Source organism: Cryobacterium sp. Hz7, assembly GCF_004402815.1.
Classification (GTDB): domain Bacteria; phylum Actinomycetota; class Actinomycetes; order Actinomycetales; family Microbacteriaceae; genus Cryobacterium; species Cryobacterium sandaracinum.
In genome coordinates this window covers 1-16,594 of record NZ_SOFB01000030.1, presented here as the reverse complement: position 1 = coordinate 16,594, position 16,594 = coordinate 1, and the positions used below count along the sequence as shown (strand labels likewise).

The 16,594-nt window shown below is 64.5% G+C and carries 15 protein-coding genes, 1 tRNA gene and 1 other RNA gene; 9 read left to right on the top strand and 8 right to left on the bottom strand.

Annotated elements, in window-relative coordinates; translation table 11 throughout:
- Positions 1-851: 851 nt before the first annotated feature.
- On the bottom strand, positions 852-1,646 hold the full coding sequence (locus E3N86_RS07370; RefSeq protein ID WP_134511662.1) for a DUF4839 domain-containing protein: 795 nt from the start codon (positions 1,644-1,646) through the stop codon (positions 852-854).
- A gap of 715 nt (positions 1,647-2,361) precedes the next feature.
- Here E3N86_RS07370 and E3N86_RS07365 point away from each other — a divergent pair.
- Positions 2,362-2,574: an AlpA family transcriptional regulator gene (locus E3N86_RS07365; protein ID WP_134511661.1), complete on the top strand. Its 213-nt coding sequence runs from the start codon at positions 2,362-2,364 to the stop codon at positions 2,572-2,574.
- Positions 2,575-2,672: 98 nt separating this feature from the next.
- On the top strand, positions 2,673-3,830 hold the full coding sequence (locus E3N86_RS07360; RefSeq protein WP_166785044.1) for a tyrosine-type recombinase/integrase: 1,158 nt from the start codon (positions 2,673-2,675) through the stop codon (positions 3,828-3,830).
- A 197-nt stretch (positions 3,831-4,027) separates the two neighbouring features.
- Here the strand turns inward: E3N86_RS07360 and E3N86_RS07355 are convergent.
- Positions 4,028-4,103 (bottom strand) — tRNA-Lys (locus tag E3N86_RS07355).
- A 123-nt stretch (positions 4,104-4,226) separates the two neighbouring features.
- On the opposite strand from E3N86_RS07355, the gene E3N86_RS07350 reads away from it, so the two are divergent.
- From E3N86_RS07350 to E3N86_RS07335, 4 genes are all read left to right on the top strand, one after another.
- The gene (locus tag E3N86_RS07350) at positions 4,227-5,081 is read left to right on the top strand and encodes an inositol monophosphatase family protein (RefSeq protein ID WP_134511659.1); all 855 of its coding nucleotides are present in this window, start codon (positions 4,227-4,229) and stop codon (positions 5,079-5,081) included.
- 3 nt (positions 5,082-5,084) lie between these two features.
- Positions 5,085-5,636 (top strand): septum formation family protein, encoded by a 552-nt coding sequence (locus tag E3N86_RS07345; protein WP_104102793.1) that lies wholly within the window; start codon positions 5,085-5,087, stop codon positions 5,634-5,636.
- Between the two features lie 22 nt (positions 5,637-5,658).
- On the top strand, positions 5,659-6,123 hold the full coding sequence (locus E3N86_RS07340; RefSeq protein WP_134511658.1) for an Rrf2 family transcriptional regulator: 465 nt from the start codon (positions 5,659-5,661) through the stop codon (positions 6,121-6,123).
- Positions 6,124-6,194: 71 nt separating this feature from the next.
- A complete protein-coding gene (locus E3N86_RS07335; RefSeq protein WP_134511657.1) occupies positions 6,195-7,358 on the top strand; it encodes a globin domain-containing protein in 1,164 nt (387 codons plus the stop codon).
- Positions 7,359-7,382: 24 nt separating this feature from the next.
- Here the strand turns inward: E3N86_RS07335 and E3N86_RS07330 are convergent, their stop codons facing one another.
- The 6 genes from E3N86_RS07330 to prfB all read right to left on the bottom strand — a co-directional run bounded on the left by E3N86_RS07330 (position 7,383) and on the right by prfB (position 13,626).
- The gene (locus tag E3N86_RS07330; protein ID WP_134511656.1) at positions 7,383-9,107 is read right to left on the bottom strand and encodes a SulP family inorganic anion transporter; all 1,725 of its coding nucleotides are present in this window, start codon (positions 9,105-9,107) and stop codon (positions 7,383-7,385) included.
- A gap of 103 nt (positions 9,108-9,210) precedes the next feature.
- Positions 9,211-9,585: a transfer-messenger RNA gene (gene ssrA / locus E3N86_RS07325) on the bottom strand.
- Between the two features lie 140 nt (positions 9,586-9,725).
- Positions 9,726-10,202 (bottom strand): SsrA-binding protein SmpB, encoded by a 477-nt coding sequence (gene smpB, locus E3N86_RS07320; RefSeq protein WP_104193627.1) that lies wholly within the window; start codon positions 10,200-10,202, stop codon positions 9,726-9,728.
- 90 nt (positions 10,203-10,292) lie between these two features.
- A complete protein-coding gene (ftsX, locus tag E3N86_RS07315) occupies positions 10,293-11,207 on the bottom strand; it encodes a permease-like cell division protein FtsX (protein ID WP_134341825.1) in 915 nt (304 codons plus the stop codon).
- The gene (ftsE, locus tag E3N86_RS07310; RefSeq protein WP_134511655.1) at positions 11,204-12,436 is read right to left on the bottom strand and encodes a cell division ATP-binding protein FtsE; all 1,233 of its coding nucleotides are present in this window, start codon (positions 12,434-12,436) and stop codon (positions 11,204-11,206) included. Before ftsE ends, ftsX begins: the two co-directional genes overlap by 4 nt.
- Before the next feature lie 80 nt (positions 12,437-12,516).
- Positions 12,517-13,626, bottom strand: a complete 1,110-nt coding sequence (prfB, locus tag E3N86_RS07305; RefSeq protein ID WP_134511654.1) for a peptide chain release factor 2 — start codon at positions 13,624-13,626, stop codon at positions 12,517-12,519.
- A gap of 310 nt (positions 13,627-13,936) precedes the next feature.
- Between prfB and E3N86_RS07300 the strand changes: the two genes are divergently transcribed.
- The 3 genes from E3N86_RS07300 to E3N86_RS07290 all read left to right on the top strand — a co-directional run bounded on the left by E3N86_RS07300 (position 13,937) and on the right by E3N86_RS07290 (position 16,438).
- A complete protein-coding gene (locus E3N86_RS07300; RefSeq protein WP_104100202.1) occupies positions 13,937-15,208 on the top strand; it encodes an MFS transporter in 1,272 nt (423 codons plus the stop codon).
- A gap of 68 nt (positions 15,209-15,276) precedes the next feature.
- Positions 15,277-15,777, top strand: coding sequence for a nitroreductase family deazaflavin-dependent oxidoreductase (locus tag E3N86_RS07295; RefSeq protein WP_134342960.1), 501 nt, complete (start codon positions 15,277-15,279; stop codon positions 15,775-15,777).
- Positions 15,778-15,823: 46 nt separating this feature from the next.
- Positions 15,824-16,438, top strand: a complete 615-nt coding sequence (locus E3N86_RS07290; RefSeq protein ID WP_241985976.1) for a pentapeptide repeat-containing protein — start codon at positions 15,824-15,826, stop codon at positions 16,436-16,438.
- The last annotated feature ends 156 nt before the right edge of the window (positions 16,439-16,594 follow it).

The window sequence follows — 16,594 nt, the reverse complement described above, 5'->3', positions numbered from 1 at the left end:
TTTGTGAGTTGCTTTAGTCGGTACTCACTGACCATCCCACGGTGGCTCTTCACGTTGACGAAGCAACGCTCAAGAGCGGGAAACCACACCACTCACGGGGACGTAACCCGCATTCGATTGTCGCTCGGCGGCGTCCTGAACGTGTTTCGCGGCCCACCAGCGGAGCCTTGATCGGGGTGCTGCGGCGTCGGTGGCGGCGTGCGACCGGCCGAACTCGCGCGTTAGGCACGCAAAACCTCGCTGCCCAGGCTCCCCAATGGGGCTCGGTAGCGGGGGTGGGGGCGAGGGCGGGCAAGTCGACAGCGGGCCATGTGATCTCCATAATCACCTGCACCTGCTCCCGACGCCCTCGGGCTGCGGGTGCCGGATCGCGTAGAACTGTGTCTGCGACTGGGAGCGCATCTCGCCCACTTGCGCCCATAACATTTGAGCGTTCCACGCGGCGGCCTCGATCTGCCACCGGGCCATCGCGAGCTGAGCGTGTGTCTAATCAAGCTGCTCACGGCCCGACTCGACCCGGTCACGACTCACTTTGACCCCCTACCGGATGGCCTCCCGCATATTGCCGGCAGGACCTCAGACCCCCAGGATCATGGGCAGTCGTTTTGGGCGCCGCCGGCCGCAGCGCTGATTCAGAGGTGCGCGCTTCCGGTATATCGGATGCGGCTCCCGCCATGGGCGCCACGACACTACTTCTTGGACGGACAAGGCACTTCTCGACCCCCTCCTCAAGAATCGAAGTTAGATCGAAACCAGAACCGATCGGCGCCTCGAGGCCTCAACCCCGAGGTGTCGGCAGGCAGCAGCTCCGCTACTGCAATTCGATGCGCTGCACGTTCGAGCCCGTGCTTCTATCTGAACTCGGTAGAGACCGGCTCCAGAATAAATTGGCAGGGGGTGCTGTCGAAGGAGTCGACTTGAGCGGTGATCTGAAGGTTGTCACCCACGCCTATCGTGTCGGAACCGTTGGACCCTGTGAGATTCAGGTCGAGTGTGGGATCCACATCCCTGAACTGGAAAGAGGGCCCGGTTATGGTGGTCTCGCTGTAATCTCCTGGCGCAATCAAGAAGTCATAGCGAGTTTTGTAACTGCCGTGATTTTGCATCGCACTGATGTTTCCATCGAATGCAATAGTTCTGTCCTTGTATTTGGTCGCGAATTCTGCATTCGCGGCGCTGCAATTGTCCGTCAGAGCCAGAAACGCTGCGAGATCCGGACTGTTTTCTACAGTGAGCACTTCTTCTGCGGCGTCGGGGCTGGCGGACGGCTCCTCATGCGGAGGTGCGGACTCCGAAGGCTCTTCCGCATCGTCAGGGAAAGAATGATAGGAAACGACGATCGTGACGTCGCGTTGGAAGACCTCGCCCTGCTCGAACGAAGCGACGCTATTGATTTCAACCTCTTTGACGGATCCTGGGCTATTTAGCCAACCGGAGATCAAGTCTCCCAATGCTTTCGTTTCGACATGGGCGAAACCGACCTCTTGCAGAGACTTCACCACATCTTGATACTCTTCGTCTTTGAAGTCCGCTGAAGATGCAGGCATGCGTGCCTGATCAGCGGCGAGGGTCGTGTCACTGCCGCAGGCCGCGACGGACAGAGTCAACGCCAATACCAGCCCAGCTGTGATGATCCGTTTGAGCACTTGAACTACCTCATTGTTTCGACTCGTTGCCTGTGACGCGCATCATTGGTCGGGTTTTCACTGTCCCAGCCGAGGCGCCTGATGTTTCGAACTTGTGACTGGCGGACCTGACCCGGCGAAGCGCCACGTAGATGCGCACGCCATCGGCGGAGGAGGGGACGGGAGTCTGCCTACTTGAGTAGGGCGCGGATGATCAGCACGATCAACCACAGACCCCCGGTGACGAGGGTCAGGACTGTATGCAACAGGATCGCGCCGCAACCGGGCTTGTTGTTCGCCATACGTTTCTACTTCCCCCACGTGCCTCGCGTTTTCGCACCATGACAAGTCACCGAGCCTCAGGTTGGCCCTAGCGATGCGGCGTGCTTTGAAGCTCTGAGTAGTGCCGGGAGTCTTGGACGCGCGGCCGACATGCTGATGAGCCCACAAGAAGTGCCGGACGGTCCACGAACGTTAGGTCTGCTTGAGCTGAATCCGCTAAAGCGGTGCTGGTGGTCTGCGGTCCATACTCCTAGGGCGGCGGCGATGTGCCTGAGACACCTCGGCCTCGAGAGTCATGGTGGTGTGACTTTCGACGCTCTGGGGCGGCGTTCTGTTATCGCTATTTGGCGCAACTGGACTGTCCGGCGGCATTTCGCTTGTAGAACCCAGCTGGCTACATATGACCTGCATAGAGCTCTCGTAAGCGTCATTCAACCTAACGAGAGAACACCCAATGACAACCGAACTCCCTGTCAGTGTGCCTGAGCCGTCGCCGTTCGCCCAGCTCTGGACTGTCACCGACATCGCTTCATACGGCCAGATCAAGGTCGGCACGGTGCGGAACTGGGCGAGTGCTGGGCGACTGCCCAAACCGGTACGTCTGGGGCGGGCAGTACGGTGGCGAGCCTGCGAAGTCGTCGCGTATTTCGCCCAGGACGGAGAGTAGCCATGGCGGGACGCCCACCCTTGGAGCTCGGTGCTTGGGGAAAGGTATCTTCTAGACGGACTCCACCCACCGACGCGAAGCCCGCCAGCTGGCGCGCTATGTTCCTCTATCGGGACAAGAACAGGGGCACGACCAAGCAGATCACCGCCTCGGACACCACTCAAGACAAAGCTGAAAAGAAGCTCCTCGCAAAGCTCAAGCGTCAACACCTGTCGGGGCCACACCGCGGTTCTGCCACGTTGTCTCCGGAGTCAACGGTGGGTGATCTGACCAGTGTGTACTTGGAGAAACTCGACGCATCTGACTTCGCCGGGGCGACAAAGACGCGGTACCGACAGACCATCACCGCGCATATCGTTCCAGAGATCGGAGAGATCCGGCTTCGAGAGCTCTCCTCGGGACGTTTCGCCAAACTGATCAATGATTTAGCTGAGACGAGTCTGTCAGAAGCGAAAATCGCCCGCGCTGTGTGCGTGAACATCTGCAAGGTAGCCCTTGAACATGATGCAATCGAAAAGAACCTGGCATATGGGGCGGCCGGCGGCCTGTCCAACCCCAAGAAGGAGGACCCTCGTGCGCTGACTCCGGACCAGACGTCGAGGCTATTCGACCAGTTGGAGAACGCCAAGCTGAAGAGCAAGAGGGGCCCGACATCCCGCAAGGGGTTCGATGATCTGATGGATGCCCTCCTTTTGCAGTTGGCGACGTCCATTCGAATCTCGGAGGCCACCGCAATTCAGGCTGCGGACGTGTCCGTCGACGACGACGGGGACACGATCCTGCGCGTTCATCAGGCCAACGTCTACCAGGCCGCGACTGGAAAGCTCGGGCCGCGCATCTATGAAAACCCGGGTTACCAATGGATTCAGCCCCACACCAAGGCCAAAGACATCCGCACTTTCAAGCTCCCCGAGTTCGCCATCGAGATTGTCAATCGCCGGATCAAAACCGCAGGTTCAAACGGGTTGCTCTTTCACACGTCAGAAGGAAGGCCTTTGAACCTGAACAATATGAGGCGAACACTTCGCAGTGTTACGGGCCACACGGAATTCTCCTTCGCGTCCACCCACACGATGCGCCGCAGTGTCGCTACTGCAGTAACAAATGATCCAGCCCACGGGGTGGCTGTCGCATCGCGCGTCTTGGCACACGCAGAACTCTCGACAACGATCCGCGCCTACGTGGAGCGGAAGACCGAGACGCCGGATGTGCGGAGTGTATCCAGTAAATTCGCTTGGAAGCGGACACCACTTTGACTGGCCAAGCATCAATCAGGCCACGGCCCAATACATCCTCCGTTGATGCCTGAGCCATAATCGTTGACCATGCCGTGGGAAACGTTTAATCAACGAATATCCGAGATGACAATAAAGGATTACGAATGATTCCAGGTGATGCAGAAAAGGCCCGACCCGCATGTTTCCACGGTTCGGGCCTCTGATTTTGCTAGCTGTGGTGCACCCCCCCGGACTTGAACCGGGAACCCACTGATTAAGAGTCAGTTGCTCTGCCAATTGAGCTAGAGGTGCGTGTTTCTCTACTCTCCGACCCGGGGTGACCCGAACCGACTCTAGATACTAACAGCACGATTACCTTCGGCGCCAATCGCGGTACAAACCGGAGAGTCGCGCCAAAATTACTAGTCTTGGTCTGTGACCCAGCCCCAGAAGTACTCCCTCGATGACGACCTCCAGCTCGCGACCGAGCTCGCCGATCTGGCCGACGCGATCTCGCGCGACCGGTTCACCGCGATGGACCTCGTCGTGACGACCAAACCCGACCGCACCCCGGTGACGGATGCCGACCAGGCCGTGGAGCGCGCGATCCGGACCGCCCTGGCCGAGCGGCGCCCGGCCGACGGCATCCTCGGTGAGGAATTCGGCACCGAGGGCACCAGCGTGCGGCAATGGATCATCGATCCGATCGACGGCACAGCCGGTTTCCTGCGCGGCATCCCGATCTGGGGCACCCTGATCGCCCTCGCCGTCGATGGCGATCCGGTGGTGGGGATGGCGAGCTCCCCAGCCCTCGGCAAGCGCTGGTGGGCGCGCACCGGCGGCGGCGCCTGGATGACCGACGAGCGCACGCCCGGCGCCGACCCCGTGCGCCTGGCCGTGTCCGGCGTGACCAAGCTCGCCGACGCCTCGCTCAGCTACAACAGCATCCAGCAGTGGGACCAGACCGGGCACCTCGACGAGCTGATCACACTGTCCCGCCAGGTCTGGCGCACCCGCGCCTACGGCGACATGTGGTCGTACATGCTCCTCGCCGAGGGTCTGCTCGACATCGTAGCGGAATACGATCTGCAGCCCTACGATCTCGCGGCCCTGGCCCCGATCGTGCAGGAGGCCGGCGGCCGGTTCTCCTCCGCCGACGGCCGGCCCGGCCCCTGGCACGGCAGCGCTCTGGCCACCAACGGCCTGCTGCACGAGCCGGCTCTGCGGGCCCTCGGCTCAGCGACCACCACCACGGATGCACCCGCGTCCCCGAGCGCGCCGACCCGCTAACCGATGATCCCGCCGCGCACGCACCCCGGAACCCTGACCCTGCTGATCGCTGCGGCCAGCGTCCTGACCGCCAGCCTCACCGGCTGCAGCGTGATCGGCGACATGCTGCCGACGCCGGTCCGCAACGTGGCTGCCGTGCCGGCATCCGCTCTCGGAGAGGTCACCGCTGTGGCCGACCTTCTCGTCGGAGACTGCCTGCGTGAGGTTTCGGAGGGACTGGACGTGAACGCATCGATCGTTCCGCGGGTTTCATGCGACGAGAGCCACGAGTTCGAGGTATTCGCCCGGTTCCCGGTGCCGGGCGACGCCTTCCCCGGCGACAACGCCGTGACCGCAGTGGCGGAAACCGGCTGCGGTTCCCTGTTCGAGGACTTCGTGCTGCTCGAGTACCGGGCATCGAGTCTGGATTTCGCCTACCTCACCCCCACGGCGCAGAGCTGGGCCGACGCCGACGTCCTGGCCAGCCCGAACGGCCCGGGCAGCCGCGACGTCTCGTGCCTGATCACCGACCCGGCCGGCGCCGTGACCGGCACCCTGGCCGGCGCATCGCGCTGACCCGCGGCCATACTGTTGACCCATGAGGATCAATGCCTTCTCGGATGTCTCCCTGCGAGCGCTCATGTTCCTGGCGACGCTCCCCGACGGCGAGCTTCAGACCTCGCGGGTCATCGCCGAGGCGGTGGCCACCCCGTACAGCCATGTCAGCAAGGCCGTCATGCGACTCCGCGAGCTGGGACTCGTGGAGTCACTGCGCGGCCGTACCGGCGGAGTGAGGATCAGCCCGGTCGGGCGAACGGCCACCGTGGGCTGGCTGCTGCGCCAACTCGACACCCGCGACGATGTCGCCGACTGTGAGACGCCCCACGGTGACTGTCCGCTCAGTGGCGGCTGTGGACTCCGCGGGGGGCTCCGACGAGCACGGGAGGCGTTCTACGCCGAACTCGACGACCTTGTGATCGCGGCTCTTCCCCATATCGGCTTCCCCGCTCCCGTTGTCCTCGCGCTGGCACCCCCGCCGCCGCGCCGCGCCGATCGGGGGTAATGGGATACAACCCGATATTAAGCATTTGAAATGATACTTTTGGGTACGTCCCTCAATTGCTTGGAGTTTGCATGCTATCCACCCAGTCACTGCCCCTCATCAAAGCGACTCTGCCCCTGGTGGGCGAGCGCATGCCCGAGATCGCGAAGAACTTTTACGGCCGGATGCTGACCGCTCACCCCGACCTCTTCGACGGCCTCTTCAGCCGCTCCAACCAGAAAAACGGCTCGCAGCAGCAGGCCCTGGCCGGAAGTATCGCCGTCTTCGCGACCTACCTGGTGCAGAACCCCGACACCACGCCGGAGGCCATGCTCTCCCGCATCGCCCACAAGCACATCTCCCTCTCCATTGCGCCCGAGCAGTACGACATCGTCTACAAGTACCTCTTCGAGGCCATCGCCGAAGAACTCAGCGACGTCATCACGGCCGAGATCGCCGGCGCCTGGACCGAGGTCTACTGGCTGATGGCCCACGCCCTGATCAAGATGGAGAAGGGCCTTTACGCCGGTCTCGCCAGCGACAAGCCGCTCGCCCCCTGGGTCGTCGTGAAGAAGGAAGCGGCCGGCACCGACGCCGTCACATTCACCCTGGAGCCGGCCGACGACACTCCCGTGACGCCTGCCCTGCCGGGCCAGTACGTCAGCGTCACGGCCACCATGCCCGACGGCATCCGCCAGGTGCGCCAGTACTCGCTGTCGGCCGGCACGGCCACGACCCGCGTCTTCACCACCAAGCTCGACGCAGACGGCGAGGTCTCCCCCGTGCTGCACCGTGATGTGCAGGTCGGCGACACGCTCATCCTCTCCGTGCCGTGCGGCGACATCACCCTAGATCAGGGCACCGGCCCGCTGATCCTGGCCTCGGCCGGAATCGGCTGCACGCCCAGCGCATCGATCCTGCGCTCCCTGGTGGACACCGGCTCGAAGCGCGAGGTGCTCGTGCTGCATGCCGAGAGCAACCTCGAACGCTGGGCGCTGCGCGACCAGATGAGCGAAGACATCGCACTGCTGGAAGCAGCAGAGCTCGAACTCTGGCTGGAGATCCCGAGCGAGGGCCACCACGAGGGCTTCATGTCCCTTGAGAGCGTGACGATCCCGGCGGATGCCTCGGTGTACCTGTGCGGTCCGCTCCCGTTCATGCGCAGCCTGCGCTCACAGGCGCTGGAGTCCGGTGTGCCGGCCGACCGCATCCACTACGAGATCTTCGGCCCTGACCTCTGGCTTGCCGGCGTCTGATCCGCGCGGAATCTCAGCGCAGCCTCAGTGCTCGTCGCCCCATTCGGTGCCCTCGAGGTCGCCGCGCAATGTGCCGGTGACCTCGTCGACCGCCTCGCCCACGGTGCCCGCGAACCGCTCCGGTGGGAACCGTCGACTGAGACCGTAGTCGCGCAGGTGGTCCTTCACCGGACCCTTCATCTCGGCGAAGATCAGCGTGATCCCGCGTGAGGCGAGGAAATCGTCGAGTTCCAGAAGTTCTTCCACGGCGGTCGTGTCGATCTCTGTGATCGGCTCGGCCGCCAGGATGACCGTGTGCACGTCACTCCCTGCCTCGGTGACGACGCGACGCACGAAGTCGTCGAAAATGCCGCCGTTGGCGAAGAACAGCGGCGCGTCGAAGCGCACGATGACGACGCCGGGCAACCGCTCGCCCTCCGGATGACGGGACAGGTCGTGGTACCCGCGCAGCCCACGGATGCGCCCGAGCTCAGCCCGGTAGGGTCGCCAGGCGTGGCTCACGAATGCCCCGAGGGACAGCACGATCGCCACGCCGATGCCCTCGATCACGCCCACGACCACGACACCGAGGAACGACGCGATGGACAGCGCGGCATCCACTTTGTTCATCCGCACGAGGGCGAGGAACCCCTTCACGTCGATCAGACCGGCGGCCGCGACGATCACGACGGCAGCGATGGTCGCCGAGGGCAGGTAGCCGGTGAGTCCGGGCGCCAGCAGCATGAACACCACGATGAGTGCGGCGCCGACCACGCCCGTGAGCTGGGTTCGTGCGCCCGCGCTCTCGGCAACGGGGGTGCGCGAGGACGACGCCGAAATGGGGAAGCCGCCGAGCAGACCGCCCGCGATGTTCGAGGCGCCGATCGCCGCCATCTCCTGACTCCCGTCGACACTCTCGCCGCGGCGCGCGGCGAACGTGCGCGACAGCACGGCCGTATCGGCGAAGGCGATCAGGGCGACGCCGAGGGCGGGAAGGGCGAGCGCGGCGACATCCGCCCAGACCAGACCGCCGAGCGCCGGAGCGGGCAGTCCCTGCGGCATCGCCCCGACGACGGGTATGGTGCTGTGAAGCCCGAGTACGGCAGTCAGCAGTGTCGCCAGCACGACGGCCACTAGCACGCCGGGGATCCGAGATCTGCCCCAGGACAGACCCACGATGATGAGCAGCGACCCGAGTCCGAAGAGCAACGCGGTGAGGTTGACTTCGCCCCCGGCGATACCGGCCCCGATTGCGATCACGTCGGCAATCGGCGGACCCGAGTCGATCGAAAATCCCAGCAGCGCCGGCAGTTGGGAAATGATCACCAGGAGTCCGAGGGCATTCAGGTAGCCGACCCGGATGGGCTTGGAGAGCAGGTCGGTCACGAATCCGAGGCGGAGCAGTCCGCCCAGCAGGAGGATCAGGCCGACCATGATCGCGAGAAGTCCCGCCAGGGCCACCGCTCGGTCATCGTCGCCGAGGGCAAGCGGCAGGATCACGGCCGCGATGATCGGCGCCAGGGCCGAGTCGGGGCCGAGCACCAGCACGCGAGAGGGGCCGAACAAGGCATATGCCGCCAACGGAATGATCGTGGCGTACAGGCCGGTCTCTGGCGGCAGGCCGGCCACCTCGGCGTAGCCGATGCCCACCGGGATCAGCAAGGCGGTGAGCACAAGCCCCGCTCTCAGGTCAGGGAGCAGCCAGGCGCGCCGGTAGGTGAGCGCGGTATCGACACCCGGCACCCACTTCTTCACCCACGCAGCCGCCATTGAGTTCCTCCCGGCCCATCTTCCCCCATAACCACGACGCAAAAAGGCCCGAACCCCATGAGGGGTCGGGCCTTCCGGCTCAACAACGTGTGACAGCAACCGGTGGTGGAGATGGGGGGAATTGAACCCCCGTCCACTGCTGTGGTCATATGCCTTCTACGGGTGTATCCAGTGAAATCGTTCTACTCGGCTCCGGAATTTGCCGCTGGCATCTAATCCGACGAGCCCAGCCCTCGTTTGAGTCCCCCTACACCCCGCGGCTCAGAGTAGGAGCAATCTCTCTAAATGACGTCAGGGTCCGGGTAGAGAGCATTCCCGGCCTGGCGGACTTCTTAGTGCGCTCGCTTAGGCAGCGAGGGCGAAGTCAGTGCGGTTTGATTTGGCACTTATTGTTTTGCAGAGATCGTTTACGAGATAACCCTGCATCCTCGACCCGCTTCTCATAATTGCGCAGGCAATGTCGAAACCGATCATCCCCATGTGCACTCACTGCCACCATGGCGGCATTCAAGTGGGTCACTGTCACACGCTGTTGAGTTTTCAATCTGCTGAGTGTCAATCCTCACGGCCCGAATGGATCGTGCAGCCCTTTAGCTTACAATACGACGAGGTGGAAGGCTAGTCGCCGAGGTTTTTTCGGGCGGAGATGGCCCGGTCGGACTCGCGCTTGTCCTGGCGCTCGCGCAGTGTCTGGCGCTTGTCGTACTCCTTCTTGCCCTTGGCGACCGCGATCTCCACCTTGGCCTTGCCGTTCTTGAAGTAGAGCCGCAGCGGGACGAGCGTGTAGCCGCCCTCTTTGGTTTTGTGGCTGATTTTGATGATCTCCTGCTTGTGCATCAGGAGTTTGCGCTTGCGCCGCGGCGGGTGGTTGGTCCACGTGCCGGCGACGTACTCCTGGATGTGCACGGCGTCCAGCCAGATCTCGCCGTTCTCGATGAAAGCGTAGCCGTCGACGAGCGAAGCCCGACCGGCCCTGAGAGACTTGACCTCGGTGCCGCTGAGTACCATTCCGGCCTCGTAGGTCTCCTCAATGAGGTAATCGTGGCGTGCCTTGCGATTGGTCGAGACGACCTTCTCGCCTATTTCCCTGGGCACGGCATACTCCTCGACTCGGTGGATGTGTTCGGACGCGATGCCGACCAGCCCACCAGTCTAGCGCTCTGGGGGCGGGCCGAGCGGAGTAGGTCAGACCTTCAGATAGCGCGTGATGGCGAATTGAGCGGAGAAGGCCGCCAGCACCGCGCCGACCACCAACAGGATCGGAACCACCACGAGGGCGTCTTGCATGCCGACGAGGGAGAAGTTGGTCAGACGTTCGCCCAGATAGCCCTGCACGAACCAGTACACGAGACCGAGAACGGCGCCTCCCGCCAGCAGCGATCCCAGCAGAGCCGCGAAAACACCCTCCAGGATGAAGGGCGTTTGAATGAACCGATTGGATGCCCCGACCAGCCTCATGATGCCCAGCTCGCGCCGCCTGGAGAACGCGGAGAGACGGATGGTGGTGGCGATCAGCAGGGCCGCCGCCACAAGCATCAGCGCGGCGATGCCGATCGCGGTGTAACTGGCAACGTTCAGCACGGAGAAGATCTGGTCCAGGTACTTTCGTTGGTCCGCGACGTTCTCCACCCCGGCGACGCCGGACAGAGCCTCTACGAGCACATCCGATTGCGAGGGATCGCCGAGGTTGACCCAGAAGGTTTCGTTCAACTGGTCAGCGGTGACGTAGTCGACCACCGGGTTGTCGGCGAACTGCTTCTTGAAGTTCTCGAAGGCCTGGTCGTGAGTCTCGAAGTAGTACTTGTCGATGAACGGTGACAGGGTAGGGGTCTCGAGCTGCGCCTTGACCGTGTCAATCTGTTCGGGCGTGGCCTCCCCGGCCGTGCACGTCTCACCCGACGAAATGGCGGTGCACATGTAGATGCCCACCTGGGCGCGGTCGTACCAAAAGTTCTTCATCTGGCCGATCTGCATCTGCATCAGGATCGCGGCGCCGACGAAGGTTAGCGAGATGAAGGTCACGAGCACCACGGAAACGACCATGGAAGCGTTGCGGCGCAGGCCGTTGGCTGCTTCGGAGAGCACGAGTCCGAGTCTCATCGGGTGGGCCCTACATTCTGTTCGCCAGTCTGGTCCGGTTTTTCGCCCGGCGCGCGCAGCCCGAGCTTCTCGGCCAGGGTCAACTGCTCCGGTACGTCGTGCTGAGTGATCGGAAGAACCGGCCGGGTCATGGCCCGGCTCAGGTCGGTCATCGAAGCATCGGCGGCGGAATCCGCTTCTGCTTCTGCGTCCGTTTCTGCTTCTGCTTCTGCTTCTGCTTCCACTTCCACTTCCACTTCTGCGTCCTCGGACGATCCGTCGTCGAGGGGCGCCGGATCGGCCGGACCCTTCGCGGCTGAGAACGGGGCCGCGGCAGGCTCGGCGACCGGCGCCGGCACGGGAACCGGTGGAAAGGTGAGGGGAGGGTGCGACGCAGGCAGAACCTCGTCAGTGGGCACGGCGGTAGGGGCGGCGGCGGCCGGCGCGAAAGTGGATGACGGTGCCGCAGCCGCAGGTGCCGCAGCCGCAGGTGCCACACCCGACGAGCCACTGGGAACCTCTCGGGCGGAACGGCGCCCGGTGCCGGCGGTGGTGGTGGGGATGGCCGCGGTGGCGTAGCCACCCTGGCGCTCGTCGCGCACGATGCGTCCGCCGACGAGTTCGATCACACGGCGCTGCATCTGGTCGACGATTCCGGCCTCGTGGGTGGCCATGATCACGGTCGTGCCGGCGGCGTTGATACGTTCGAGCAGGGCCATGATGCCGGCGCTGGTGGTGGGGTCGAGGTTTCCGGTGGGCTCGTCGGCCAGCAGGATCTGCGGCTTGTTCACGATGGCGCGGGCGATGGCAACACGCTGCTGCTCACCACCGGAGAGTTCGTGAGGCAGGCGCAGCGCCTTTTCGGCCAGTCCGACCATCTCGAGGGTGTCGGGTACGGCTTCCTGGATGAACCCGCGCGACTTGCCGATCACCTGCAGACTGAAGGCCACGTTGTCGAAAACGCTCTTATTCGGCAGCAGGCGGAAGTCTTGGAAGACGACGCCCATGTTGCGGCGGAAATAGGGCACCTTGCGGTTGGAGATCGACCGCAAGTCCTGTCCGAGCACGTGAATGCTGCCGCTGGTGGGCCGGTCTTCCTTCAGCACAAGGCGGAGGCAAGTCGATTTCCCCGAGCCGGAAGCACCGACGAGAAAGACGAACTCTCCGCGCAGCACCTCGACGCTGATGGCGTCCAGTGCCGGTCGGTTCGTTCCCGGATACTTCTTGGTGATGGTGTCAAAACGAATCATGGCCCCTTGAGCCTAGGCAGGCATCTTGATAATTCCTACTCCGACATACCTAACCGGTGACAGACCCGCAGATCAAGGCTCTAACCCTGCGGCGCCTGCTTGCGCCAACGGATGCCGGCGGCGATGAAACCGTCAAGGTCGCCGTCGAACACCTGGCCGGGATTGTTGACCTCGTAGTTGGTGCGCAGGTCCTTGACCATTTGGTACGGCGCGAGCACGTAGCTGCGCATCTGGTCGCCCCAGCTGGCCGTGATCACCCCGGCCAGCTCCTTCTTGGTGGCGGCTTCCTGCTCGCGCTGCAGCAACAGCAGCCGGGACTGCAGCACGCGCATGGCGGCGGCCCGGTTCTGGATCTGGCTCTTCTCGTTCTGGCAGCTCACCACCGTGCCCGTGGGCAGGTGGGTGATGCGCACGGCGGAGTCGGTCGTGTTCACGGACTGGCCGCCGGGTCCGCTGGAGCGGAAGACGTCGACCCGGATGTCGTTCTCGGGCACCTCGATCGACTCGGTCTGCTCGATCAGCGGAACCACCTCCACTGCGGCGAAGGAGGTCTGGCGTTTACCTGCGGAGTTGAACGGGCTCATCCGCACGAGGCGGTGCGTGCCGGCCTCGACGCTCAGCGTGCCGAAGGCGTAGGGCGCATCCACCTGGATGGTCGCGCTCTTGATGCCGGCCTCTTCGGCGTAGCCAACGTCGAGCACCTGCACGGGGTAGTTGTGCTGCTCGGCCCAGCGCAGGTACATGCGCAGCAGCATCTCGGCGAAGTCGGCCGCGTCGACGCCGCCGGCGCCGGAACGGATGGTGATGACCGCCGGACGCACGTCGAATTCGCCGTTGAGCAGCGTGTGCACCTCGAGGTCGCCGAGCACCTTCGTGATGCTCGCGAGTTCCGTGGTGGCCTCGTCAGCCGATTCCTGGTCACCCTCGGCGTTGGCGAGTTCCACCAGCACCTCAAGGTCGTCGAGGCGGGACTCGATGCTCACGATGCGGGCCAGCTCCGACTGGCGATGGCTCAGCTGGCTGGTCACCTTCTGCGCGTGGTCGGAGTCGTCCCACAGATCGGGCGCACCGGCCTGTTCATTCAGGTCGGCGATATCGGTGCGGAGTCGATCGATATCGATCACCGACCGGATGTCGTCGAACGTGGCCCGCAGTGCGGCGATCTGCTCCGAGAATTCCAGCTCAATCATGTCGAACCCCAGCCTACCGGGCCACCCGGTCACGGCTTCCGCTCGTGGAGTCCGCTTTCAGCGCCGGATGCGGCTGGTCCGGACCCTGGAAAGGTCCATGCTGACCATTCCGTGTGGCCGCGGTTCGTGCACGGCGGAATGCCCTGCCCGGCGTCAACCAATTCGACGGAGATTCTCGTGTGAAAGCGCTCTTTCGGCCCGCTCAGGGCTGATTCAGGCAGAATCTCCGTCGAATTCGTTCGGGTCGAAGCTGCCGTAAGGGTGCGGACTCGAAACACCAACACCCGCCCGGGGATAACATCGACAAGCCATGAGTAACGCCGACCGCCCCTTCCAGATGCGTTCCGTCGCACTCGCCGCGTTCCTGCCGACCCTCCTGTTCTCGATCGGCGAGGGCGCGATCATCCCGCTGATCCCGATCGTGGCCAACGACCTGGGTGCCACACTCGCGATCGCAGGGTTCATCGCCGCCATGATTATGGTGGGTGAACTGGCCGGGGACATCCCCAGCGGCTGGGTGGTCTCCCTCATCGGGGAGCGCAACGCCATGATCTGGGCATCCTTGCTCACGATCATCGCCGTCCTGATCTGCATCGTCGCTCCCAACCCGCTCGTGCTGGGCATCGGCATCTTCCTGATCGGCCTGGCCACCGCCGTGTTCGCCCTGGCCCGCCACGCGTTCATGACCAGCTACGTGCCTCTGGCCTACCGGGCCCGGGCGCTGTCGACCCTCGGCGGCATCTTCCGCGCCGGCTGGTTCATCGGCCCGTTCATCGCCGCCGCCCTGCTCAGCCTCACCGACAGCACCGAGTCGGTGTTCTGGGTGTTCGTGGTCTGTTGCCTCGGCGCGGCCGCGATGCTGCTCCTGCTGCCCGATCCCGAGAGCACTTTCGGTGGCCCGCAACTGGTGAAGGCGCCCGACGGATCTGTCATGCCGGCCGGGCGGGAGCTCGCGGCCGAGGAATCCCAGGGGCTGTTCCGCACCATCTGGGGCCACCGAGCTGTGCTCCTGCGCCTTGGCACGGGCGCGGGCCTGATCGGGGCGATGCGCGCCTCCCGCACGGTGCTGCTCCCGCTCTGGGCGGTCAGCATCGGCATCAGCGTCCCCGACATCGCCCTCATCATCGGCATCGCCGGCGCGGTCGACTTCGCCCTCTTCTACGTCAGTGGCCAGATCATGGACCGTTTCGGCCGCCTGTGGACCGCCATCCCGTCGATGATCGGCCTAGGTGCCGGGCACCTCATTCTCGCGTTCACACACGACTTGCCCGGCAACGTGGAGTGGTTCGTCGCCGTGGCCATGATCCTGTCGCTCGCCAACGGCATCGGCAGTGGCCTCCTGATGACGCTCGGCGCCGACCTGGCCCCGAAAAACAACAGCCCGGCACCGTTCCTGGGCGCATGGCGCTTCACCGCCGACCTGGGCGGGGCCGTCGCCCCCCTGGCCGTGGCCGGCCTGACCGCGGTCGCCACCATCTCGATTGCCAGCGTCGTGATGGGAGTGTTCGGACTGTTCGGCGCCGTGATTCTGGGCCGCTACATCCCCCGCTACGCGCCTCGCCGGCCGCGCATGCGTCCCTGACGCTGCCTCGGCCCCAACGCGCTGAATCCGGGGGAATGGGAGTCCGACCGAGGGCGTTTAATGGTCGTATGCCCCTCATCGGAGAATACGAGCCCGGCACCCAGCAGTGGGTGCGCGACCAGGTCGACCTGTACGAAAGCTCCGGAGGCACGGAAGGCACCACCCTGCGCGGGATGCCCGTCATCGTGCTCACCACCCTCGGGGCCAAGTCGGGCAAGCTGCGCAAGACCCCGCTGATGCGCGTGGAGCACGAGGGTGCCTACGCCGCCATCGCCTCCCTCGGCGGCAGCCCGAAGAACCCCGTCTGGTACGGCAATGTGGTGGCCCACCCTCTCATCGAGCTGCAGGATGGCCCCAGCCGTCAGGACATGCTGGCCCGCGAGGTCACCGGCACCGAACGCGCTGCGTGGTGGGAGCGGGCCGTGGCCGCGTTCCCCGACTACGCCGACTACGAAAAAAAAACCGACCGGGTCATCCCGGTGTTCGTGCTGGAAGCGGTTCCCCCCGCCGCTCCCGCTGCCGGCGCTCCCGCCACTACGACTGCCGCCGCGGCTGCTCCCGTCTCCTGACGGTGGCACGCGCGCGAATACCCGCGGTCCCCGAATCGACCGAATCGTGTTGGCCGGCCTGACCGACTCCGACGGCAGCCACCTCCGCGCCGGTGACAGCCGGGAGGCCGAGCGCTTCAGCGCATGCGACCTGTCCGGCCGGGACCTGACCGGCATCGGCCTCCAGGAGTGCGAGCTGCGCGGAGTCTCCCTCAGCGACACGCAGCTGCGCGGGGCATCCGTCGCCGACTGCGCGGCCGGCGAGCTGCACGCGGCCGTCTTCTGCGCGCCCCGCTCGAGCTGGCGGGACGTCAGGGTGGAGCACTCCCGGCTCGGGTCGCTCGAGCTCTACGAGGCCACCCTGCGCTCGGTGCACATCGACGAGTCCAAGCTCGACTTCGTGAACCTGCGCGGGGCGACGCTGACCGATGTGCTGCTCTCCAACTGCATCATCGAGGAGCTCGACCTCGGAAGCGCCACCGTGCAGCGCTTCGAGATGCGCGACTGCCGCGTCGGCACCCTCGATGTGACCCGTGCCACCCTCAAGGACGCCGACCTACGCTCGAGCGACTTCAGTGCCATCCACGGGCTTGAGGGGCTGCGCGGCGCCACCATCGATGACGCACAGCTCAGCCTGCTTGCGCCCGTTTTCGCCGCACACCTCGGCATCATCGTCACCTAGCCGAGTCAGTCCCCTAGCCGCGGGCGCTGCGCAGATAGCCCGCCCCTAACGAATTCGACGGAGATTTTGGCTCTCCTGCTGCTTCTGTGGGTTAATCCCGGCCGGGGAGCACTGGTTTGTGGCCGCCGAGGCTGAGCATGGCGAGGGCGATGAGGG